The 21,789-nt window shown below is 52.0% G+C and carries 21 protein-coding genes; 12 read left to right on the top strand and 9 right to left on the bottom strand.

From position 1 onward, the window contains the following. Positions 1 to 33: 33 nt before the first annotated feature. Entirely contained in the window at positions 34 to 1,215 is a 1,182-nt protein-coding gene (gene uxuA / locus EYC87_RS05615; protein ID WP_279252017.1) for a mannonate dehydratase, read from the top strand. Positions 1,216 to 1,483: 268 nt separating this feature from the next. Then, positions 1,484 to 3,043, top strand: a complete 1,560-nt coding sequence (locus tag EYC87_RS05610; RefSeq protein ID WP_279252016.1) for a long-chain-fatty-acid--CoA ligase — start codon at positions 1,484 to 1,486, stop codon at positions 3,041 to 3,043. Here the strand turns inward: EYC87_RS05610 and EYC87_RS05605 are convergent. Continuing rightward, on the bottom strand, positions 3,040 to 3,771 hold the full coding sequence (locus EYC87_RS05605) for a hypothetical protein (protein ID WP_279252015.1): 732 nt from the start codon (positions 3,769 to 3,771) through the stop codon (positions 3,040 to 3,042). The genes EYC87_RS05610 and EYC87_RS05605 overlap by 4 nt on opposite strands. 246 nt (positions 3,772 to 4,017) lie before the next feature. Between EYC87_RS05605 and EYC87_RS05600 the strand changes: the two genes are divergently transcribed. Further along, on the top strand, positions 4,018 to 4,938 hold the full coding sequence (locus EYC87_RS05600; RefSeq protein WP_279252014.1) for an aminotransferase class IV: 921 nt from the start codon (positions 4,018 to 4,020) through the stop codon (positions 4,936 to 4,938). Then, positions 4,935 to 5,663 carry a sulfotransferase-like domain-containing protein gene (locus EYC87_RS05595; RefSeq protein ID WP_279252013.1) on the top strand — a complete coding sequence of 243 codons (729 nt, stop codon included), beginning with the start codon at positions 4,935 to 4,937 and terminating at the stop codon, positions 5,661 to 5,663. The genes EYC87_RS05600 and EYC87_RS05595 overlap by 4 nt, the downstream gene beginning before the upstream one ends. A 63-nt stretch (positions 5,664 to 5,726) precedes the next feature. Here the strand turns inward: EYC87_RS05595 and EYC87_RS05590 are convergent, their stop codons facing one another. The 5 genes from EYC87_RS05590 to EYC87_RS05570 form a co-directional block, all read right to left on the bottom strand. Beyond that, positions 5,727 to 6,851: an NAD(P)H-dependent flavin oxidoreductase gene (locus EYC87_RS05590; protein WP_279252012.1), complete on the bottom strand. Its 1,125-nt coding sequence runs from the start codon at positions 6,849 to 6,851 to the stop codon at positions 5,727 to 5,729. Positions 6,852 to 6,944: 93 nt separating this feature from the next. Then, on the bottom strand, positions 6,945 to 7,088 hold the full coding sequence (locus EYC87_RS05585; protein WP_279252011.1) for a hypothetical protein: 144 nt from the start codon (positions 7,086 to 7,088) through the stop codon (positions 6,945 to 6,947). Positions 7,089 to 7,131: 43 nt separating this feature from the next. Then, complete coding sequence (locus EYC87_RS05580; RefSeq protein WP_279252010.1) at positions 7,132 to 8,637, bottom strand: amidohydrolase family protein; 1,506 nt, start codon at positions 8,635 to 8,637, stop codon at positions 7,132 to 7,134. A gap of 39 nt (positions 8,638 to 8,676) precedes the next feature. Further along, positions 8,677 to 9,615, bottom strand: coding sequence for a fatty acid desaturase family protein (locus EYC87_RS05575; protein ID WP_279252009.1), 939 nt, complete (start codon positions 9,613 to 9,615; stop codon positions 8,677 to 8,679). A 124-nt stretch (positions 9,616 to 9,739) separates the two neighbouring features. Further along, positions 9,740 to 10,639 (bottom strand): fatty acid desaturase family protein, encoded by a 900-nt coding sequence (locus EYC87_RS05570; RefSeq protein ID WP_279252008.1) that lies wholly within the window; start codon positions 10,637 to 10,639, stop codon positions 9,740 to 9,742. Between the two features lie 115 nt (positions 10,640 to 10,754). On the opposite strand from EYC87_RS05570, the gene EYC87_RS05565 reads away from it, so the two are divergent. Together EYC87_RS05565 and EYC87_RS05560 are read left to right on the top strand one after the other, a co-directional pair. Beyond that, entirely contained in the window at positions 10,755 to 11,762 is a 1,008-nt protein-coding gene (locus EYC87_RS05565) for an AraC family transcriptional regulator (protein WP_279252007.1), read from the top strand. 2 nt (positions 11,763 to 11,764) lie between these two features. Then, entirely contained in the window at positions 11,765 to 12,442 is a 678-nt protein-coding gene (locus EYC87_RS05560) for a nitroreductase family protein (protein ID WP_279252006.1), read from the top strand. A gap of 16 nt (positions 12,443 to 12,458) precedes the next feature. On the opposite strand, the gene EYC87_RS05555 is transcribed toward EYC87_RS05560, so the two are convergent. Continuing rightward, a complete protein-coding gene (locus tag EYC87_RS05555; protein WP_279252005.1) occupies positions 12,459 to 12,929 on the bottom strand; it encodes an Lrp/AsnC family transcriptional regulator in 471 nt (156 codons plus the stop codon). A gap of 142 nt (positions 12,930 to 13,071) precedes the next feature. On the opposite strand from EYC87_RS05555, the gene hppD reads away from it, so the two are divergent. Genes hppD through EYC87_RS05525 form a run of 6 tightly spaced genes read left to right on the top strand, consistent with a single transcriptional unit; the run spans position 13,072 to position 18,785 of the window. Then, on the top strand, positions 13,072 to 14,160 hold the full coding sequence (gene hppD, locus EYC87_RS05550) for a 4-hydroxyphenylpyruvate dioxygenase (protein ID WP_279252004.1): 1,089 nt from the start codon (positions 13,072 to 13,074) through the stop codon (positions 14,158 to 14,160). Further along, positions 14,157 to 14,717: a VOC family protein gene (locus EYC87_RS05545; protein WP_007229391.1), complete on the top strand. Its 561-nt coding sequence runs from the start codon at positions 14,157 to 14,159 to the stop codon at positions 14,715 to 14,717. Before hppD ends, EYC87_RS05545 begins: the two co-directional genes overlap by 4 nt. After that, entirely contained in the window at positions 14,714 to 15,703 is a 990-nt protein-coding gene (locus EYC87_RS05540; RefSeq protein ID WP_007229223.1) for a fumarylacetoacetate hydrolase family protein, read from the top strand. The genes EYC87_RS05545 and EYC87_RS05540 overlap by 4 nt, the downstream gene beginning before the upstream one ends. 10 nt (positions 15,704 to 15,713) lie before the next feature. After that, positions 15,714 to 16,358: a maleylacetoacetate isomerase gene (maiA, locus tag EYC87_RS05535; RefSeq protein WP_279252003.1), complete on the top strand. Its 645-nt coding sequence runs from the start codon at positions 15,714 to 15,716 to the stop codon at positions 16,356 to 16,358. A gap of 4 nt (positions 16,359 to 16,362) precedes the next feature. Then, the gene (locus tag EYC87_RS05530) at positions 16,363 to 18,081 is read left to right on the top strand and encodes an aromatic amino acid hydroxylase (protein WP_279252002.1); all 1,719 of its coding nucleotides are present in this window, start codon (positions 16,363 to 16,365) and stop codon (positions 18,079 to 18,081) included. Between the two features lie 32 nt (positions 18,082 to 18,113). Then, positions 18,114 to 18,785 carry an SDR family NAD(P)-dependent oxidoreductase gene (locus EYC87_RS05525; protein WP_279252001.1) on the top strand — a complete coding sequence of 224 codons (672 nt, stop codon included), beginning with the start codon at positions 18,114 to 18,116 and terminating at the stop codon, positions 18,783 to 18,785. A gap of 28 nt (positions 18,786 to 18,813) precedes the next feature. Here EYC87_RS05525 and EYC87_RS05520 read toward each other — a convergent pair whose 3' ends face one another. Beyond that, positions 18,814 to 20,421: an ABC transporter ATP-binding protein gene (locus EYC87_RS05520; RefSeq protein WP_279252000.1), complete on the bottom strand. Its 1,608-nt coding sequence runs from the start codon at positions 20,419 to 20,421 to the stop codon at positions 18,814 to 18,816. Then, the gene (locus EYC87_RS05515) at positions 20,418 to 21,788 is read right to left on the bottom strand and encodes an ABC transporter permease (protein WP_279251999.1); all 1,371 of its coding nucleotides are present in this window, start codon (positions 21,786 to 21,788) and stop codon (positions 20,418 to 20,420) included. Before EYC87_RS05515 ends, EYC87_RS05520 begins: the two co-directional genes overlap by 4 nt. Between the last annotated feature and the right edge of the window lies 1 nt (position 21,789).

Here is a 21,789-nt window from a genome sequence, read left to right as displayed (position 1 = left end):
GGTCCAAGAACGCAATTTAGATTAGAGGCTCAAATGCAACAAACCTGGCGCTGGTTTGGCCCCGAAGACCCGGTCACTCTGCAGAACATTGTTCAGGCAGGAGCCTCCGGCGTGGTGACGTCTCTGCAGCATATACCGACGGGAGAACCATGGCCTCTTGACGAATTGAATTTGCGTAGAGCTGAAATAGAGTCCCACGGACTGAGCTGGGACGTCATTGAAAGCATTCCCCTGCACAATGATATAAAGACCCGCACGGGAGACTACCAGCGCTGTATCAACAACTATAAAACGTCTATTCGCAATGCAGGCAGCGCCGGTGTATCGGTTGTGTGTTACAACTTTATGCCGGTCGTCGACTGGACCCGTACTAATCTAAACTACCAACTGCCCAACGCTTCTGAGGCATTGCGTTTCGAAATGACGGACTTTGCGGCCTACGACGTTTATCTATTGGAGAGAGAAAACGCGAAGGCTGACTATCCACCCGAAGTGCTTCAGGCTGCCAAAGGCAGGCTCGAACAGATGACAGACCAGGAAAAGGCACTGCTCGAACAGAACATTATCGCCGGCTTACCCGGTGGCGAAGGCTCTTACGGCCGGCAGGAAATTCGCACCGCCATCGCCCAATTTATTGCCCTGGGCAATGCCGGCATGCGCGCAAACTTGATTACATTTCTCGAAGAAATCATACCCGTGGCTGAAGACAGCGGAGTGCGCATGTGCATACATCCCGACGATCCACCCTTCTCCCTGTTTGGCCTTCCCCGAGTAGTTTCAACTGCGGACGATGCACGGCTGTTAATGAATGCGGTGCCCAGTACCAGCAATGGCCTTACGCTGTGCGCTGGCTCTTTTGGTGCCAGAGCGGACAATGACCTGATCGCCATGGTTCGCGAGTTTGGTCCGCAAATACACTTTGTGCACCTGCGGAATATCAAGCGCGAAGACGACGGATCATTTTATGAATCTGAGCATCTTGACGGCGATAACGATATGGTGGGACTGATCAATGCCCTGCTGGATGAAGAGCAAGCCCGTCGGCGGCAGGGGCGCTTCGATAACATTCCCATGCGCCCGGATCACGGCCACTTACTGGGTGAGGAGATCGGCCAGTCCAATGTTAATCCAGGCTACTCCTTCAGCGGTCGCCTGAAAGGTCTCGCTGAACTCAGGGGAGTCATTCATGCACTCGAGCAGATTCGCACCCAATAGAGTGGCAGGGCTATTCAAGCGACATCATTAACGCTACATTCAAAGCGCTCGTTGCCGGCATGAAAGTTTGGGCACGATAAACAGCCACCAGCCAGGTTACAGTAATGACTCAAATAATCGCATTTAGTGCTGCCATGGCAGTGTTTGCAGTGTTCGTAGCCACAGGCTTGGGCCCTGTCGCCGGCTAACCAGCATCAGCACCTCATCAGGGGCGCTGAGTCTTGCAAGCGAAATGCTTGCCCTCTTTGCACAGCGAGGCGATCAGTACATGCTAACAAATGTTGGGCACCTGCTTACGAAGCGTGCCGCTATTACGCCCCATCGGGAAGCGTTTGTTGAATGGGAGCGTAATCGCCGCTTTACATTCAGTGAACTGAATACGCGCAGTAATCAGATCGCCAGTGTGCTGTTGACTCAAGGCATCAAACCTGGAGACCGAGTAGCTACCCTGTTAAAAAATGGCATTGAGTTTGTCGAAAGTTATTTCGCTATCGCCAAGATTGGAGCTGTGATGGTCCCGGTGAATTGGCGATTGGTTTCCGTGGAAATCAGCTACATTCTCAAAGACTCAGCCGCCAGCACCCTGCTCTTCGATGCAGAGTTTGATAACACTGTGGATGAACTGCAGTCTGGCAAACGCGGTGAGCTGCCCTGTCAACATTGGATGCGATGCTCCAGGGGCGAAGCCGAGACCCCCGATTGGGCGCAGGACTACGACGAATTGACCGCCACGGGTGACATAAGTGAGCCCACAACAGGCGCCTCTGGCGATGACAATCTATTTATCATGTACACCTCTGGTACGACGGGCCATCCCAAAGGCGCTGTTCATAGTCATGACGGTATGTTGTGGTCACAGCTGACCAGCATGTCTACCTCAGATATGCGCGGCGATGATCGTTTCCTGTTGGCACTGCCGATGTTCCACGTCGGCTGTCTGAATCCTACCTCGCTGCTAGTTCACCGCGGTGCCACCGGTGTGATAATGCGAGATCTGGACATGCCGGGCATGTTTAACTGCATAGACGCGGAGAAAATCAGCATATTCATGGCGGTGCCTGCCCTGCTGCAGTTTATGCTGCATGCCCCCGAACGAGAGCAATGCGATATTTCCTCGGTTCGTTGGATTGCAACAGGAGCCGCGCCGGTGCCCGTCTCCCTGCTTGATGCCTGGGCGAAACTGGGAGTCAGCATTCATCAAGCCTATGGCCTCACCGAATCCTGCGGTCCAGGCACTTTACTGCTACCCGAAGACGCTACAAGTAAAGTCGGCTCCTGTGGACGACCACAAATGCACACCGAATTGAAAATCATTGACGCCAGGGGCAAGACCATTCCCATGGGCAGCGACGAGCCAGGAGAGTTACTGCTAGCAGGTCGCCATATGATGAAAGAATACTGGAACAACCCCAAAGCTACTGCCGAAGCCCTGATCGATGGCTGGCTGCACACGGGAGACATCTGCACCTGGGACGTCGAGGGTTTTATTACTATTTGTGACCGTAAAAAAGACATGGTCATCTCTGGTGGTGAAAATATTTACCCTGCTGAGTTGGAGAATGTACTCGCCGCCTGCCCGGATGTGCAGGAAGCCGCCGTTATTGGTATACCCTCAGTAAAGTGGGGCGAAACTCCGCTCGCCCTCGTTGTTGCTGCAACGGGAGCATCACCTACTAACGAAACCCTGAAGCAATGGTGCAAAGATCACCTGGCGGGTTACAAGGTGCCCCAACTCTACAAAATCGTAGACCATCTGCCCCGTAATCCTTCGGGGAAGTTATTGAAACCCAAATTGCGCGAACAATACCCGGGGCCGGCCCCGTTCTAACGAGCGAGCACTCTGTCCAGAGTTCCGGGCTCTATGCCAACTAAAGTGCGATAGAGAACACCAAAAGCAATCACCATCGCCGGCACCGTCCAGATAAGGGGTATGCCCAGCAGCGCTGACGATAAAACGATCACTACCATGGCCACAACATCGAAGCCCAGGACCATAAACCATTTATGGCTAATGACTTTACGCGATGTTTCTAGTGCCTCCCAAGGCCCTAGCTTTTTATCGACAGCAAGTGGCAGCGCTATCTGGTAGCTAACCATCAGGTATATCCCTGGCAAAACGAACAACAGCAAACCCAGTAAAATCATCAGGTTCATGAGCAAGGCGGTCAGGAGTATCTTCAGAGTATTGTCGTACCAACCGAACAGGCTTTTAGGGTTGGGGGACTCACCCATCGCAAGCGCGGTGGCAACAAATGCGAGGCCAACTGCCATCGGCATTAACACCACGGCTGACAGCAGGTTACCAATGACTTCGATCAAAGTGGGCGGTTGAATTTCCTGCGGATCGACCGGGCCGGCACTGAGCATGCCGAAAAACATAGCAATCAGGAATGCAAGCCCAATATAAAACAACATTGCCATCCAGACCGTACCCTTGTTACCAGGCACTTTTCCCCAGGCCTCAGACAACAAGGAACTGAGGGTCAGCGCATATTCGCCGGTTAAACCCGTTTCTAATGAACCCTTCTGCAAACCGCCGCTTCGCTCGATATCCATTGTGACGCCCTCTTTAAGTCTACGGGTATATCTACAATATAGCAGCTGCTCACCGGATAGATATAAAATACCCTAAGCCAATTACAGTACGATCAGGGGCACTGCGCACTGCTTGGCTGAGGCTTCGCAACCCAACCTCGCCAAAGCTGCGAATCTGGTGCAAACTATTGGCTTTTTTCAGCGCCCAAAGATGAAGCAGCAGCTTCTAGCCCACGAAATTTTGCAGCCTCAGCATAGGAAAAAATCATGGCCAGTACCCACACCTATCAGCAGGACCCGCGCAATGCTGATATAAAGATCAACATTAACGACGAGCTGCTGCATCGAGACCAAGCTGTTATTTCCGTTTTTGATTCCGGCTTCATACTGGGCGACGGCATATGGGAAGGCTTACGTATGCACAACGGGGTGATACCGTTTCTCGACAAGCATATGAAACGGCTGTGGGAAGGTGCAAAGGCACTGGATCTGGACCTGGGGCTAGAGAAAGATCAACTCAAGCGGCGACTCTACGGCACTCTTGACGCCAACAACATGGATGACAATGTCCATATTCGACTGATGGTGAGCCGGGGCATTAAAGCCACGCCCTACCAGGATCCTGCAGTGACGATTTCTGGCCCTACCATCGTAATCATCCCGGAATACAAGAACCCTGATCCAACACTCAATGATAGAGGAATTAAACTTTATACCGTCTATGTGCGCCGCGGTTATGCCGATGTGCAAGACCCGCGAATTAACAGCCACTCCAAACTGAACTGTATTTTCGGCTGTATTCAGGCTGCAAAAGCCGGAGCGGATGAAGCATTAATGCTGGACCCTCATGGCCATGTTGCGACCTGCAACTCCACCCACTTCTTCATTGTTCGCGACGGCGAGGTTTGGACGTCATCCGGGGATTACTGCCTGGATGGTATTACCCGGCGTAACGTCATCGACCTGTGCAAGGCCAACGACATTCCCGTGTTTGAAAAAAACTTCTCCGTCATGCAGGCCTACGGTGCCGATGAGGCTTTTGTTACTGGCACTTTCGCGGGCCTGACGCCGGTGTTCGACATTGATGGCCGCACAATTGGCGAAGGGGAACGCGGCCCCATGGTAGATCGACTACAAGCGCTTTACCTGGAAATGATTACGAAGGAATGTAGCGGCAACAAACGATGACAACCCGTATCGCCATGTGGTCAGGACCCCGCAATATATCGACTGCGCTAATGCGAAGCTGGGAGAACAGGAACGATTGCTCGGTGGTCGACGAACCCTTTTACGCTGCCTATCTTGCTGATACGGGGCTTAATCACCCTTGTCGTGAGCAGATACTGCTGACTCAAACTACCGACTATGCGAAAGTCATAGAGGAATTGACCTGCAACCCGGTGAGCGCCCCGCTGCAATACCAGAAGCAAATGACTCACCACATTCCCAGGGGAATGAGTATGAGGTGGTCAGCTACGTTCAAACACTGCTTTCTGATTCGTGACCCTGCACAGGTTATCGCTTCCTACCTGCAAAAGATGCCGTCTATAGACGAGGACGCTATTGGCATCAGCAGACAGGCAGCACTGTTTGATCAAATCACTGAAATCAGCGGCAGTCCGCCAGCCGTGATCGACTCCAACGATGTTCTGCAAAACCCAAAGCAATTGCTTAAAAATCTCTGCCTTGCGCTAGACGTAGAATTTCCCGAGGAGCAAATGCTGAGCTGGCCCACCGGACGCCGTTCTTCAGACGGCATATGGGCAGACCACTGGTATCACAACGTCGAGCAATCGACTGGCTTTGGCCTATATCAGCCCACCCGCCCAAACCTTACCGGGGAGCACCTGGCTTTGGCGGAAGCGATGCAAGCGCCCTATCAGAAACTGGCCAAACTGCGAATCCGTCCATGATGGCCGCTGGCCGCGCCAGACAGCATCAATTGCAGTGAACCCGAACGCTTTAGGGCAACAGTCTCACCCTGCCGAAGATATGCTGTTCACCCGATCCAGGGCGTCTGCGTATTCGGTCAGCAAATCGTACATGATGTCCCGACAGGAGCTTTCTTCGTTCATTTGACCCACAACCTGCCCAACCGGGTTAAAAGCAATTTTCTGGCAATCGCCAGAACCTGCATATCGATGGGTACGGCGCACCGCGTCAAACGTAAGATAACCCTGCAAAGGCATGGGCAATGGATCGGGTGTGTCCTCGCGCTCCCAAGCATCAGTCCAGTCGTTTTTGAGCATGCGCGCGGTCTTGCCAGTAAAAGAACAAGAACGAATCGTGTCTTCAGAGGTCGCTGATTTATAAGAATCACGCTGCGCGGGTTCAGCCTGCGCCTCGTTAGAGATAAGCCAGCGAGAGCCCATCCACACGCCCTGTGCACCCATGGACATGGCGGCCAACATCTGGCGGCCGTTGCCTATGCCACCGGCAGCCAATACTGGCAGCGGCGCAATCGCATCAATCATTTGCGGCCAAAGCACCATAGAGGAAACTTCGCCTGCGTGACCGCCCCCCTCACCGCCCTGGCACACCACGAAATCCAGGCCAGCATTTTTGTGGGCGATGCCATGCTTGAGCCGGCCGGCAAGAGCGCCGATCAATCGTCCGGAGTCCTGTACCTGCTTGATTACGTCCTCTGGCGGAGTGCCCAACGCATTCACAATCATCCGGCATTTAGGCCGCGTCAGCGCTTCATCCACAAGGGCCTGTGCCTGGATAGCAGAAAAGCTGAGGGTAACCTCGTCATCACCCTCTGGCCATGCGGGCACACCTGCATCAGTGAGCATTTTCTCGGCAAATTTTCGGTGCTGCTCGGGAATGGCGTCCTGCAGCATGGCAACCAGTTCCTCTGGAGACGTTTTATCCATTCCTTCATATTTTTGCGGGATAGCGGTGTCCACACCGTAGATGTGATCACCAATATGGGCATCGATCCAGTCCAGCTCTTCTTTCAACTGCTCGGCGGTAAAACCAACCGCGCCCAGAACCCCTATGCCGCCAGCCTTGGAGACCTCAACAACGACATCACGACAATGAGTGAAGGCAAAAATAGGGGCTTCAACACCAAGCTGCTTACAAAATTCGGTTTGCATGAGAATCCTCTGCTCACTATTAGATCGCTACACATTGGAGTATTCAGGGGGCATAGAGAATGACCGAAAAGGCCGAATGGTCTTGCAGATTTGTCAATTCCCTGTGAGACGAGGGCGCAGGGTTAGACCCGATGCCGACAATGTACAAATACTTAGCAGCGTCTCTGCGGCCATGGACTCATCGGCGTGGGTATTCTGCCGGATGTCGTTCCTGACCTGGGGCAGTAGTTCAGACACGCAGTCTCCCTCTGTCATAGCGGTTTCGAATGAAACCTCGAAATTAGTCTAGCTGATTTTTAGCCTTAAGATAGCGGCCTGGAGAAACATTGGGCAGCAGTTTCGCATCACTGATGACTGGTATTCCAGCGACAACTACGTGCTCAATTCCAAGTGCCGTCTGATAGGGATCACGATAACTAGCACGGTCTTCTATCAGTTCGGGATCGAAGATAACCAGATCAGCATCCATGCCTGGCTGTACGCGTCCTTTGCGGGCAAATGCGGGTGCGTAGTTTTGCAGACGGCGCGCAGGCAGTACCGTCATCTTACCCAGGGCATCCATCAAATCCAGAGCGTTTTGCTCACGCACATATCGGGCCAAAATTTTACTGAATGCGCCGTTATGCGGCGGAACTTTTTCTTCCAGTGACTTCATCGGAATCAAGTCACTGACCACAATGCTGCCCGATTCCAGCAGCGCACGCCTTGTCCACTCCTCTTGTAAATAATGATGGATCACTGCGCCGCTGGGCTGCTCCTCTCTATACGTCTCCCACATGACCTTGTCGAAACGTTCTCCTGTGGCTGCCCACTCAACGTCCTCGTAACTGATATCAAAAATAGTCTGCCAATCTCGACTGAATACCGCGGCACCAATCGCCGTTGATCCGGCATTGTAGGGTAGGACACCAACTGTGACATCGACACCCCGACCCTGCGCCTCACGCACCTCTCGTAAGAACAATTCGACATTGCCCATGGCATTGTGTGTGATATGACAGATATGTACTGGGGCGCTCGCTTGCTCTGCAAGGAAAAGCACCTCCCGCAAGCCAGCAGGATCACCATTAACACCGCGACGCACGTGAACAAACAAGGGGGCTTGACGCTCCCCCGCCACGCTGAAAATCATCTTTAGTTCCGCATCATTAACCGCTTCGCTGATGTAGTCCAACGCCAGGCCAATACCAATAGCCCCTTCATCGAGGTCCAATTCAAGCAGCTGCCGCATCCGCGCTATTTCTGCTGAGTTCGCCTGCTCGCTAAATGTAGGGGCAAGTACTGTCTGAAAATCCTGGAATATGAATTTGAAATAGGTCCACCAGCCAGCTAGCCCATCGGGGGTCGGATTCTCGCTTGGACTACTCATGCGCAGGCTATTCTTTACCAGCAACCTGATGCCAATGTAACCGGCTGAGGCACCGTAGTTAATTAACGCTCCATCACGCACCTCTGCACCGTAGTCACTCGCAGGATACATTCCCGCTTCCAGTTCCAATGCAGTAGTTACCCCGTCAAATAGCTGATAATACTGTCCGAGTGGGGTAGGCGAATGGGTATGAAGATCGATAAAGCCGGGAGCAACCACCAGACCAGTCGCATCGATATGCCTGTCTCCTTCCAGGCCTTCGGCTGATAACGCGCTGATAGTACCGTCTTCAATCGCGACATTAAGCATGGCGTCCAGCCCGGTCTCCGGGTCAATGACCCTGCCGTTACTGATGACCAGGTCATAGGCGGAAGTTTGTGCACTGCAAAGGAGCAGCAGAAAAAACAATCGAATCATGAACACATACTACCTGACTATTATTAACATGAGAGACAGTTATCTGACAGCGGGTTGCCCGGACGAAAATTCCAATACCGCGCGGCGAATCACGTCAAGATAACTGGTGGCGATGGCCTTGTCGTACCCCTCATAAAAACCACGTTTCAGTAACAATCGGTGCAGGGACTTCAATTGATGCGCAGGCACACTTGCCAGAAGGTGATGTTCGATATGGTAGTTCACCTGATTGGGGCAAAAAATTAGCCGCTCAAGAGGGTTAGCGTGAGTGGTACGGGTGTTCTTGCGTGGGTCAGGGTCATACAGGTCTGTCACATTCCCATGCTCTGCTACCTGGCGTATTCGTGCTACCAGTGGATATGTTGTCAGATAGGCAATCGGCCACAGCAGATAATAAACACCAAAGCCAGACGTCCACAGCACGATGAATACAAAAAGATTCACCAGCAGCCCTTTGCGTTCGGAATGGCTGGCTTCTCCCTCTCGTAACATGAGGTTTCGACCGGAGCCTCCGAAAACGCTACGCACCAGTAACATCCCTGTCTGCCCCGTCAGGTCACGTTTGATCTTGCGGCCAAAGCTCGCCCTGGAAACCGGGTAGTTACGATAGTTAGGTAGATCCGGGTCCTGATCGGTGCCCGCAAAACGGTGATGTATACGATGCGACGCACCGTAAATACTGACGTCTCCCAGCACGGGGAAGGCGCAAAATAATTGCCCTACAATGATGTTTAACCGATCTGTTTTAAACAGGGTTTGGTGACCGGCCTCATGCATTAGCACAGCGAGCCCCAACTGCCTGCCGCCCAGCAACACAACCGCAACGACCCAGGTCAGAGGATTCGACCAGTAAATTGCGCCTGCGAATATCGCGGCAATCAACAGCCAGTTAAGGAACACCGCCCAGGCGCCAGCCATGTCGCTGCGCTGCGTGAAGGACTGTATCTCTTCCTTGCTTAAGAAGTCGCCAGCTTTCATTTAGGTTCACACCGTCGCGAATAGATCACCAAATATATAACACACTACGGCACTGTGAACCCTATTTAAGCCATGGGGTGTTTCCAGCAAGCTTTGAGTTGCGAAAGTCTGCCCTCTCAAACCCTCACACGGCTTGCGGGGCTGTTAAGCTTAAGCCCTTAGTGCCCAGCCGATAGATTGGCGCTCCCTTGGCGACCATCACTTCTTCAATATCCCGGAACAAGCGCTGGTACTGGTAAAAAGGAACCCGTGGAAACAGATGATGAATAGAATGGTAATTCTGGAATACCCAAACCCAGTTCAGTAAAGGCTGCAGTCGCGCCGGTGCCAGAACAGTAGATGTATCGACATAGCGACCCTGGTCCACGTGAGGCCGATGAACCAGGTAGGCAAATAAATAAAGCACGATAACCACCCCCAGCAGCCAGCCAACACCCAGCAACATTGCTCCTTCTAACCAAAAGCCGGCAGCAAGCAGAGCAATTCTGGGCACAACTGTGACAACAATCTCCGCACAAAAGTAGAGATTCTGTCGCGCCGGCGCCTTGTTCCAGCGATGCTGAAGATAGTGACTGAGCTGAATATGGACTATATGCAGGGCCGACCTGAACGACTCGATGGGAGAATTACCGATTTGGGCAATATGATAATCGGGATCCTCATGTTTATCATTGGTATTGCGGTGATGCGCCAAATGCTCATGACGATGCGCGGTCAAAGGGGTCATCAATATCCAGCCGGCAATGTAGCCCAGTGCCTCATTGATCCATCGTAAAGATTGTTGGCCTCCAGTAATGGTGCCGTGAACAGCCTCATGAAGGACCGTATAGCTAAGATACGTCAGGGTTATTACCATGGGGGTCGCGATCCATAATGACAGTACTCCGGCCAGCGCAGATGCCAGCACCAAGCCATAAGAAAAAAATACGACCAGCGCGTAGCACACGGTTGGCCAGGCGACGCCGCCCATATACTGTTTTGCACTGGCCAATGCTTGCTGTTCTAAACTGTCAGCATTACTCATAAACAAATCCAATTCATCTCAAGTGGGCGTACTTTGCGCCAAATGTATTATGCAGTTCAGTGCATTTGTCGCCAGAATGGTGTCATAATTCGCCAAAATATAGGAACACGACCCAATGGATAGCATTATCCCTGTTTATGCGCGTTTAGTGCTCCGAGAAATGGAGCGCCGTAACATCGATATCGCCGCACTATTTGCGAACAGTTCACTCACTCGTGAAGCGCTCTTGGATGGCGGCGATATCAATATCGTCGATTTTCTCCGAATACTGGACGTTGGCCATGATCGCCTTAAGGGAGAACATTTAGGCTTGATACTGGGCCGCAATATGCGAGTGTTTGCTTTGGGGCCAGTAGGCGCGGGCATGGTCGTGTCTCCCACCGTGAGAGAGGGGTTACGATTAACAGAAAGCTATACTCGCCTGCACACCAGCTATATTGTCATGCAGGCGAGTTCCACCCTTGATGGAATCAGGATTCAGCTTTTGTATCAATACGAGATGGGCACGCTGAAGCATTTCCACACCGAAACAGCCGCTTTGTTGCTACAGCAATACGTGGAAGACATAACCGGCCAACCGCTAAACGACGCGCACTATCGCTTGTCTGTCCCTAAACCGGCAGACACATCAGCTTATGACGAGGCTTTTCATGGCCACCTCAGCTTCGATGGGCAAAAGGATGAAATTGAAATACCCAGGCACTGGCTGGATCAGCCGTCCCCTTATTTTCACGCGGAGTTATGGCAACAATCACAGCTAAGCCTGTCTAAAAGGTTGCAGGAACTGGGGGAAACTCGAACGCAAAGCTATTCGCAACACGTCAGGGCCCTGCTTCGTACCAGCGAGCCTCCATTACCAGACTTAGGACAAGTCGCCTGCAACTTGCATGTGTCCGAACGTACGCTGAATCGTCGCTTACAGGCAGAAAGCAGTAGTTTCCGGCAGTTGAAGTCTGAAGCGCTGGCAAACTGGGCGAAAATATATCTGGATCAGACTGAGCACAGTGTGGAGTCGATTGCAGCCACCCTGGGCTATAAAGATACAGCCAATTTTCGCCGAGCGTTTCGCAAGAGCACACACTCCTCTCCCAACGAGTACCGTTTAACCAGCACGAGACTATAAGCATGCAGGACTATGAGGCGATTCCCCTCCCCGATCGCGAGAAATATCCGGTCGAAGAAATGCTGCAAAGAGCCGATGACTACTACCAGTTCATCAAGCGCCGTCATTCCGTGCGCCACTTTTCTACTGAAGCGGTTCCGAGACAAGTCATTGAGAGTTGCATTATGGCAGCGGGTACAGCTCCCAGCGGCGCGAATCATCAGCCTTGGCACTTTGTTTGCGTTGGAGATGCAGAGCTAAAACGCAAGATTCGCATTGCAGCGGAACATGAGGAAGAAGAGTTTTACGGCGGGCGCGCCGGAGAGAGTTGGCTGGAAGACCTGGATAAGCTTGGAACCGATGCAAACAAGCCATTTCTGGAAACTGCACCCTGGCTGATCGCTATATTTTTACAACGCAGCGGCACAGACGGGTTGGGCAAGAAACAAAAGAATTATTACATGTCAGAGTCTGTTGGAATTGCAACCGGATTTCTGTTGAACGCACTGCATAACGCAGGGCTTGCAACTTTGACTCACACGCCCAACCCGATGAAGTTTCTCAATGAGATACTAGAGCGGCCCAACACTGAGCGGCCCTATATCCTGCTAGTCGTGGGCCATGCAGCAGAGGAAGCGACCGTCCCTGCGAAGGCAATGAATAAAAAGCCCCTGGCAGAAATATCAAGTTTCGTGGATTAAGGCTGGCTCGACCCGTTCACCCGTAACGATGAACAGGTAACACCGCATCCTCTTTTACCGCTAATAAGCTAAAGTTCGACTCAATGTTACGCACGCCAGAAAATTTGAGAATGCGCTGCATTGAGAGCTCTGAAAAATGATCCATATTTCTGGCAACGACTTTTAACAAGTAGTCATGGGATCCACTCATTGCATGACACTCTACGATATGTTGTTCCGCCTCCACTTGAGCAAGAAACGCGAGCTGCTTCTTGTCATCCTGCTTATCAAGGGTGATAAGGACAAACGCGGTCACCTGCAAGCCGACGGATCTGGGGTTCACCCTGGCACGGTAGCCTTCAATGACGCCAGACTCTTCCAGACCACGGACTCTCCGGAAACAAGGCGATTCAGACAAGCCAACCCTCTCGGCCAGGTCGACGTTAGAGATCCTGCCGTCTGTCTGTAGCGTCCGGAGAATTTCCAGTTCTGCTCGATCAAGCCCCATAGACGCATTCCTTCTGATTAGATGTAAAATTAGGCAGATTCTTTCGAAATATATCGATTTATCAGCAATTATAGAACAATAACGCCTCTTTATTATCAATATCATTACCTCTGCTATTAAGAAATTGACGAGGCATTTGACGATGACTGATCTCTTCGAAAACCCAATGGGCCTGGACGGCTTTGAATTTGTAGAATATTCCGCCGCTGAACGTGGGATTCTGGAACCTGTTTTTACATCTCTGGGGTTCTCCCACGTTGCCAGGCACCGATCCAAAGACGTTGACCTCTGGCGCCAGGGCCAGATCAACTTCATCATCAATTACGAGAAGCAATCTCCAGCCTACTACTACTGTGAAGAACATGGCCCATCGGCCTGCGGCATGGCATTTCGAGTTAAAAACGCGAAGCAGGCTTACCAGCGCGCTTTAGAGTTAGGTGCCCAGCCTATCGACATACCCGCAGGCCCCATGGAACTCAAACTCCCCGCAATCCGCGGAATCGGCGGCGCCATACTCTATCTTATCGACCGCTATGAAGAAGGCGTGTCTATCTATGATATTGATTTTGAATATCTTGAAAATATCGACTCCCATCCAGCAGGTTGCGGCTTTGAGCTTATTGACCACCTGACCCACAATGTCTATCGGGGCCGCATGGACTACTGGGCCAACTACTACGAGAAACTGTTTAACTTCCGAGAGATTCGCTATTTCGATATCAAAGGTGAGCACACAGGACTGCGCTCACGAGCCATGACAGCACCCGATGGCAAGATTCGTATCCCGCTGAACGAGGAAGGCGGCGCAAGTGGCGGCGGTCAAATCGAGGAGTACCTGCTCGAATATAACGGTGAAGGTATTCAACATATCGCGTTTTCCTGCGATGACCTGCCCGCCTGCCTTGACCGGCTGAAGTCGATGGGCATGAAGTTTATGACGCCTCCACCCGACACCTACTACGAGATGCTGGAAGAGCGTCTTCCGGGGCATGGTGAGCCTCTAGATGAGCTGCAGTCCAGGGGAATACTCTTGGATGGTACAACCGAAAACGGTGAGCCGAGACTACTGCTGCAGATCTTTTCCGAAACGTTAATTGGTCCGATCTTTTTTGAGTTTATTCAACGCAAACAGGATGAAGGCTTTGGCGAAGGCAACTTTCAGGCTCTTTTCGAATCAATTGAACGAGATCAAGTCGCCAGAGGTTCTCTGGAACATAATTCGGCAGCATGAAGATGAAAGCTATCAACCTTAAGCGAATACATCACGTGGCCTATCGCTGTCGTGACGCCAAGCAAACCGTAGAATTTTATCAGCGAGTGCTTGGAATGGACTTTGTGCTGGCCATCGCTGAAGACCAGGTGCCTTCAACCAAGGCGCCTGACCCCTACATGCACGTATTTCTCGATGCTGGAATGGGGAACGTGCTCGCGTTTTTTGAACTACCCAATTCTCCGGCGATGGGATTCGATGATAATACGCCTGACTGGGTACAGCACATTGCGTTCGAGCTTGAATCCGTGGACGCCTTGCTGTCTGCCAAAGCAGTCATCGAAGCCGAAGGTCTCGACGTCATTGGGCCAACCAATCATGGGATCTTCCAGTCCATATACTTTCGCGACCCCAACGGCCACAGGCTCGAACTGGTCGCCAATAGCTGCAACGAAGAGGAAATGACCGAGTTGCACAGAGTAGCGCCCGCTATGCTGGATGAGTGGAGTCAAACCGGGAAAGCCCCAAAACATGCCGCGTGGCTCCACCAGAAAGAATTCAACGGAGAAAATACATGAAACTTGCAAGCCATAAATCCGGACGCGATGGTCAACTGCTGGTCGTATCGCGCGACATGTCCAGGGCGATTATTGCCGCAGAGATTGCTCCTACCTTACAGGCGGCGCTGGATGACTGGGCAAGCACTGCGCCTGCACTGGAACAACTCTACGCGTCACTCAACGAAGGCAGCGCTGAAAACAGTTTTCCTTTTGACCCCGCCCAGTGCGCCGCGCCTCTGCCCAGGGCTTATCATTGGGCCGACGGTAGCGCCTACGTCACACATGTCGAACTGGTTCGTAAGGCCCGAGGTGCAGAGTTGCCAGACTCGTTCTGGACGGATCCTCTTATCTACATGGGTGCGTCGGATGCGTTTATTGGACCCCGCGACGATATAGAAGTTGAAAGCGAGGACTGGGGTATCGATTTTGAGGCGGAGGTCGTAGTCATCACGGATGACGTGCCTGCTGGTGTCAGCGTTGAAGACGCCAGCGACTATATTCGTTTAGTAGGTCTGGTAAACGACGTCTCTCTGCGCAACCTGATTCCCGCAGAGTTGGGGAAGCAATTCGGTTTCTACCAATCCAAACCGTGGACCAGTTTCACACCGGTATTAGTCACACCGGATGAACTGGGTAGCGCATGGAATGGCGCAAAACTCAGTCTGCCACTGCGTGCCACTTTAAACGACACACTGATCGGCAAACCCAATGCCGGCGTTGATATGACCTTCGACTTCCCCACCTTGATATCACATTGCGCCAAATCACGGTCGCTGATGACAGGTACCGTCATCGGCTCCGGCACAGTATCAAACGTTGGCAGCGAAGAGGGTTCCTGCTGCCTGGCGGAAGTCCGGTGCCTGGAAATTATCGCCAATGGCGCCCCGTCTACTCCTTTTATGTCATTTGGCGACCGCATAAAAATTGAAATGATCGATGACAACGGCCTGTCAATATTCGGTAACATTGATCAGATTGTTAAACAATATCAGCCGCCCACATAGGAACCGCTGAATGAAGCTCTATTCATACTTTCGCTCCTCCGCTGCTTTTCGAGTGCGCATTGCGCTCAATTTGAAAGGACTGGCATTCGAATACTTGCCCGTAGATCTGCTAAAGCAAGAGCAAAAGAGCGAGAGCTTTATGCAATACAACCCCCAGGGACTTGTCCCGGCATTAGCACTGGACAACGGTGAAGTGCTGGCACAATCGGTGGCAATTATTGAGTGGCTGGAGGAGTCCCGGCCTGAACCTGCTCTGCTGCCCGCAGATATCTTAGAGCGCGCCCGCGTTCGGTCTATGGTTAATAATATTTGCTGCGACGTACATCCACTGTGCAATGTTTCGGTGACTAACCATCTGAAGAAAGAGTACAACGCAAAAAGCGCCGACACGCTCCTCTGGTACACCACCTGGATGCACCGCGGATTCAGCGCTATTGAACAGGTGCTTGCAAAAAATAAGGTCTTGTACAGTTTTGGCGACACGCCGGGTATGGCGGACATATTCCTGGCACCTCAGGTGTACAATGCCCGGCGCTTTAACATTCCTCTGGATGACTTTCCGCACCTGGTGCGGGTAGTAGACAATTGCATGCAACTGGATGCTTTTGCAAAGGCAGCGCCCGAGGCCCAGCCGGACTGCAACCTTTCGAGTTAGGGCGATGAACCAGCAAGACATCATTCTGAGCCTTCCTGAGCATCTGCGGCCATTCGTCAAAACCCAAAAATACAGCGATTACACTGCTATAGATCAGGCTGTATGGCGCTTCGTCATGAAGCACCTTAGCAATCAACTTAGCGAAACTGCGCATCCAGTGTATCTAGATGGCTTGGCGAGAACAGGAATTTCCCTGAATCAAATTCCCTCGATCGAGGAAATGAATGAGTGCCTCGCCAAGCTGGGCTGGCGCGCAGTAGTCGTCGACGGATTTATTCCGCCAGCAATTTTTATGGAATTCCAAGCACTCAAGATACTGGTTATTGCGCTGGAAATGCGCAGTGTAAATCATATTTTCTATACCCCGGCACCAGACATCGTTCACGAATCTGCCGGCCATGCTCCATTTATTATCGACATCGACTACGCTGAATTTTTGCAAAGCTTTGGCGAGGTCGGCATGAAGGCGATTGCCACTCGAGCCGACTTGGAGCAGTACGAGGCCATCCGTAAGTTATCAATTCTGAAAGAGTGCCCCGGCAGTACTGATGAAGCGATCGCCAAGGCCGAGACAAATCTGAAGTCGCTGACAAACGATAGCAACCCTCCGTCAGAGGCTGCTTTACTCACTCGACTCCACTGGTGGACAGTAGAATACGGACTGGTTGGAAAAGTTGAGGATTATCGAATTTTTGGCGCTGGGCTACTCTCTTCCCTGAGTGAAAGTGCCCAATGCCTTGACGACAGCGCAGTAAAAAAGATACCTCTGACGGTGGATGCGGTCAGGCAAAGTTACGACATTACCCAAGAGCAACCGCAGCTTTATGTCACCCAAAGCTGCAAGCATCTTAGCCAGGTATTGGAAGAATTCGCAGAATCCATGTGTTTTCGCAAAGGCGGCGCCGCATCACTGCGCACTGCGATTAATGCTGGCAGCATGTGCACGGCCAGCTATGATTCGGGCATGCAGGTGAGCGGAGTGTTCACTGAGGTGCTGTGCGACGCCGTGGATAACGCGATTTACCTGCGCACCGAGGGGCCCACTCAAGTGGCCTATATTGAAAGGGAAATCATTGGTCATGGCGTGAATTATCATAGCCAGGGCTTTGGCTCGCCTATCGGTCATATCAAGGATTTCAATCGCTGCTTGTCCCAGTACAGCATTGATGAACTGAAGGGCCATGACATTGCCATGGGGCAGCGCGTTCGACTGGATTACCTGTCCGGGATCACTGTCGAGGGCCTATTAGAAAAAATACATCGGCATGATCATCGTAACCTGATTCTGACCTTCACCGATTGCACCGTGACTACTCTGCACGGGCGTATACTGTTTGATCCCGCCTGGGGGGTCTACGACCTCGCTGTAGGCTCCAATATCAATTCAGTGTATGGCGGTGTAGCCGACAGGGAAACTCTGCAACTCTACAAACCCACTTCCGTTACCGACACTATTCAGACCGCCGAGGACGATGTTTTGCTGCGCCACTATGCGTTTGTAAATGAATTACGAAAACTGGCTAAACCCGTTGAAGATCAAGCAATTCTGAAGCAGCTGGAAATAGCCTTAGAATCATATCCGCAAGAGTGGTTACTGAGGGTCGAAATGCTGACTGTCGCTGCCCCTCCTCTGCGGAACCAGTTGAAGAGAGAGTTAACGAGCCTGGGCCAATCGAACAGCTCACTTCAACACTTGACTGCGCTGGCGCTTGATTCAAAATAGGCTGCTACAAATCATATCGGGAAATCGAAAGCATGTTGAAGAACAGTCGCGTAGTAATCACCGGAGCCGCAGGCACGCTGGGCCAGGCTGCTGCGAAAGTTGCCAAAGAGAAAGGCGCAACAACTATTGGTTTGGACATTGTCGCTGCAGATTCGCTTCCACATCTTGATAGCTATCATCAAGTAGACCTGCTGAACCGCGAGTCTACATCCACTTGTATCGCAAACATCGGCAACTTCGACGCACTGATTAACATTGCTGGCGGATTCGCCATGGGACTGGAAGTGGCAGAGCCTTCCGATGAGCAATGGGACTGGATGTTCCAAATAAACGTGCAAACCCTGCGCAATGTGATGATATCGAGCGTACCTATGCTCAAGGCCCAGGGCGGCGGAAAAGTCGTCAATATAGGTGCCCTGGGGGCAGCGAGCGGTGGCGGCGCGATGAGCGCATACTGCTGCGCCAAATCTTCAGTAATGCGTCTCACCGAAAGTCTGTCAGAAGAATTAAAAGGCGACGGTATTAATGTTAACGCAGTGCTTCCCAGTATCATCGATACCCCACCGAACCGTGAAGCCATGCCAGATGCAGATTTCGCGCAGTGGGTTGATCCAGAAAAGCTGGCTCAGGTCATTTGCTTCCTGGCCTCAGACGAGGCCACTGCCATTCACGGTGCCTTACTGCCGGTGAAAGGTCTGGTCTAAGCACGCCGACACCGGACAGACGCCGTTACTAGGGGTCTATACGCGGCACTGATTTTAACAGGGCCTGCGTATAAGGATGCTCGGGCCTGGTCAGTATCTGTTCGGCAGTACCCTGCTCTACCAGCTTACCCAGCTGCATTACGCCCACATGGTGTGCAAGGCTGGGAACGATAGACAGGTCATGGGTAATGAATAGATAGGAAACACCAAAATCACGCTGCAACTCCTGCAGCAAGTCCAATACTTCTGCACGAATACTCACGTCCAGAGCGCTGGTTGGCTCATCACAAATAATCAACTCAGGCTCAACTGCGAGCGCCCTGGCAATCGCTATGCGCTGTAGCTGGCCGCCAGAAAACTCATGCGGGTAGCGGGAGGCGAACTCGGGACCTAACTGCACTCGAGTCAACAACTCGTCAATACGTTTGTCTCGCTCTTCCTTGTTAAGCCCTAGGCCAAGACTAATCATTCCCTCGGTGATAATTTCACCCACAGAAAGTCGCGGGTTCATCGACGAAAACGGGTTTTGAAAGATCACCTGAATCTGTTTGCGATAAGGCAGCATTTCCTTGCGCCCAAGGTCCTGTATTTCTTTGCCGTTGAAAGAGACTCGGCCTCCGGCTATGGACTCTAGGTTGAGTATTGCCCTGCCCAGCGTAGATTTCCCGCTGCCAGACTCACCGACCAGCGCGTATGTCTCGGCTCTGCCGATAGCCAGTGACACACCGTCAACAGCACGAGTGTGATCAACAACGCGCTGCAGCACTCCTTTACGTATCGGAAAGTGAATTTTCACGTCATCCAATTGCAGCAGTGGCTCTTCAACCGCTGCACTCTGAAAGTGACTCAGGTCGGGAAGAGCATCGATCAAGCGACGACTGTACTCTTCTTTGGGGTTGTGGAAAAAGTCATCGACGTCAGCTCGCTCAATAATTTCGCCCTGATACATTACAGCTACTTCGTCAGCGGTGTTGCGGACAACGCCCATGTCGTGAGTGATCAAAAGAACAGCCAGCTTGCGCGACTCAGTCAGTTCCCTGATCAACTTAAGCACTTGCTCCTGTATGGTGACATCCAGTGCAGTTGTCGGCTCATCAGCAATCAGTACTTCGGGCTCACACGCCAGCGCCATGGCAATCATTACCCTTTGCTGCTGCCCACCCGATAATTCATGGGGGTAAAAATCAAAACGCTGTTCGGAATCGGGTATGCCCACTTCGTTAAACAACTGCACCACACGATTGCGCAGCGCACTACCCCGCAGATCCGTGTGCAAGCGCAGTGTTTCTGCAACCTGCTGACCGACTGTTTGTACTGGGTTCAGCGCGGTCATGGCGTTCTGGAAAATCATTGCCACGCGACGCCCGCGCACCGTTTGCATATTGGATTCGGAAAGCTCAAACAAGTCCTGATCACCAACGCTTACGGCACCGGATGTAATTTCAAGCGCCTCTGGCAATAGCCGCATCGCCGCCATTGATGTTACTGACTTGCCGCTGCCAGATTCACCGACCAGGGCAAATATTTTGCCCTCCTGCAGCTCGAGTGACACGCCCTTGAGAATTTCAACTCCAGTTTCAGCAAGCGCAACCCGAAGGTCGTTTATGCGCATCCTTACATTGGTCACTTCACTCATGACTCTGACCTCCGGCTGGCGGTGCGAGGATCAAAAGCATCGCGCACCAGATCCGAGAAAAGGTTGGCTGCCAGCACCAGAATGAACATGAAAAAGAATGCACCGGTTAGAGTCCACCAGATAGCAGGCTCGCGGGAGAGTTCTGACCGCGCACCGTTAATCATGTTGCCCCAACTGCCCATCGAAGGGTCTATGCCAACGCCGATGTAAGACAGTACAGCTTCAGCCAAAACCAACGCTGAAAAATCCAGAACGAAGGTAATCAAAATGATGTGGACCACGTTGGGCAGAATGTGACGAGTGAGTATCCGGGTATGGCTAACACCAAACGCATGGGCCGCCTGAACGTAACCAAGCTGGCTGATCTTGAGGGTTTCTGCCCTGATCAGTCGACACAGGGTAGACCAACTAGTGACGCCCAAAATAAAGCACAGGGCAATAAACCGCGCATCTGCCTTCTCCATGCCGATAGAGAAAAAATCCGGATTCAAGTCGATGTAGACCTGGAACAACAGGACCGAAGCTGCAATCAACAAAATACTCGGTATTGAGCTCAGCGTGGTGTAGAGGTACTGCACAAGATCATCAATCCAGCCCTTGAAGTAGCCCGCAGAGACGCCCAGAGTGACCGCAATAGGTAACATGATCAAGGTCGACAAGGTGCCTAGCAGAACACCCGTGCGAATGCCCTTCAGACTCTGATAGGCAACATCGGCACCGCCTCTATCTGTTCCCAGCACATGATAATGATGACTGATACAGATCAACCAGGTGAAAAAGCAAATCACCACCGCCTGAACACCCCATGAGGCGTACCAGGGATTGGGGCTTGAGCGCAGTAACAGCCACTGTGGGAAAATCGCTAACAGTGAAAAAAGCAGGCCCCACATAAGTGCCACCAGCGTTTTGGCCATCACGTCTGCTAGCTGCTGAGAGGCGTCTGAAAGATGCGTACCCGCATGCTCTAACTCGGGGTAATCCCTGATTGAATTTCCCTCGTCATCTTTCATGTTCTTTTTTTCAAACGAAATCAGCGCAAAAGGTGCTGAGTAAGTACGCTCAAAACGATCTCCCATTCCCTGCAACATCACATCAAGGGCACTCGTCACCTTGTTATCGTAGAAAATCTCGTCGGTTTGCAAGCCCTCAGGATTTTCCAGGGCTTTGCGAAAATGCATTGAATCCAGTAAGGCAACGCCCACATAGGTGAGAATGACAGTGAACGCGACCATTCCCAGTCGGGAGGAGAACACTTCCCCCCAGCGCTCCCTTGTTTGCGGGTCTTGCCGAAGCTTATAAAAAAACAGGATCAACGCTACGACCAGCATAAAAATCAGCGCATCGGACCACAATAGAACAGGCTTCATT

Source organism: Candidatus Seongchinamella marina, assembly GCF_026262685.1.
In the GTDB taxonomy this organism is placed as follows: domain Bacteria; phylum Pseudomonadota; class Gammaproteobacteria; order Pseudomonadales; family Halieaceae; genus Halioglobus; species Halioglobus marinus.
This window is presented reverse-complemented; position numbering and strand designations above follow the sequence as displayed.

Coding starts and splice junctions, on each gene's coding strand:
- uxuA (WP_279252017.1), top strand. CDS start 34: ATGCAACAAACCTGGCGCTGGTTTGGCCCCGAAGACCCGGTCACTCTG.
- EYC87_RS05600 (WP_279252014.1), top strand. CDS start 4,018: ATGGCCAGTACCCACACCTATCAGCAGGACCCGCGCAATGCTGATATA.
- hppD (WP_279252004.1), top strand. CDS start 13,072: ATGACTGATCTCTTCGAAAACCCAATGGGCCTGGACGGCTTTGAATTT.
- EYC87_RS05570 (WP_279252008.1), bottom strand. CDS start 10,639: ATGAGTAATGCTGACAGTTTAGAACAGCAAGCATTGGCCAGTGCAAAA.
- EYC87_RS05540 (WP_007229223.1), top strand. CDS start 14,714: ATGAAACTTGCAAGCCATAAATCCGGACGCGATGGTCAACTGCTGGTC.
- EYC87_RS05605 (WP_279252015.1), bottom strand. CDS start 3,771: ATGGATATCGAGCGAAGCGGCGGTTTGCAGAAGGGTTCATTAGAAACG.
- EYC87_RS05565 (WP_279252007.1), top strand. CDS start 10,755: ATGGATAGCATTATCCCTGTTTATGCGCGTTTAGTGCTCCGAGAAATG.
- EYC87_RS05580 (WP_279252010.1), bottom strand. CDS start 8,637: ATGATTCGATTGTTTTTTCTGCTGCTCCTTTGCAGTGCACAAACTTCC.
- EYC87_RS05555 (WP_279252005.1), bottom strand. CDS start 12,929: ATGGGGCTTGATCGAGCAGAACTGGAAATTCTCCGGACGCTACAGACA.
- EYC87_RS05545 (WP_007229391.1), top strand. CDS start 14,157: ATGAAGATGAAAGCTATCAACCTTAAGCGAATACATCACGTGGCCTAT.
- EYC87_RS05595 (WP_279252013.1), top strand. CDS start 4,935: ATGACAACCCGTATCGCCATGTGGTCAGGACCCCGCAATATATCGACT.
- EYC87_RS05515 (WP_279251999.1), bottom strand. CDS start 21,788: ATGAAGCCTGTTCTATTGTGGTCCGATGCGCTGATTTTTATGCTGGTC.
- EYC87_RS05590 (WP_279252012.1), bottom strand. CDS start 6,851: ATGCAAACCGAATTTTGTAAGCAGCTTGGTGTTGAAGCCCCTATTTTT.
- EYC87_RS05525 (WP_279252001.1), top strand. CDS start 18,114: ATGTTGAAGAACAGTCGCGTAGTAATCACCGGAGCCGCAGGCACGCTG.
- EYC87_RS05520 (WP_279252000.1), bottom strand. CDS start 20,421: ATGAGTGAAGTGACCAATGTAAGGATGCGCATAAACGACCTTCGGGTT.
- EYC87_RS05560 (WP_279252006.1), top strand. CDS start 11,765: ATGCAGGACTATGAGGCGATTCCCCTCCCCGATCGCGAGAAATATCCG.
- EYC87_RS05575 (WP_279252009.1), bottom strand. CDS start 9,615: ATGAAAGCTGGCGACTTCTTAAGCAAGGAAGAGATACAGTCCTTCACG.
- maiA (WP_279252003.1), top strand. CDS start 15,714: ATGAAGCTCTATTCATACTTTCGCTCCTCCGCTGCTTTTCGAGTGCGC.
- EYC87_RS05530 (WP_279252002.1), top strand. CDS start 16,363: ATGAACCAGCAAGACATCATTCTGAGCCTTCCTGAGCATCTGCGGCCA.
- EYC87_RS05610 (WP_279252016.1), top strand. CDS start 1,484: ATGCTAACAAATGTTGGGCACCTGCTTACGAAGCGTGCCGCTATTACG.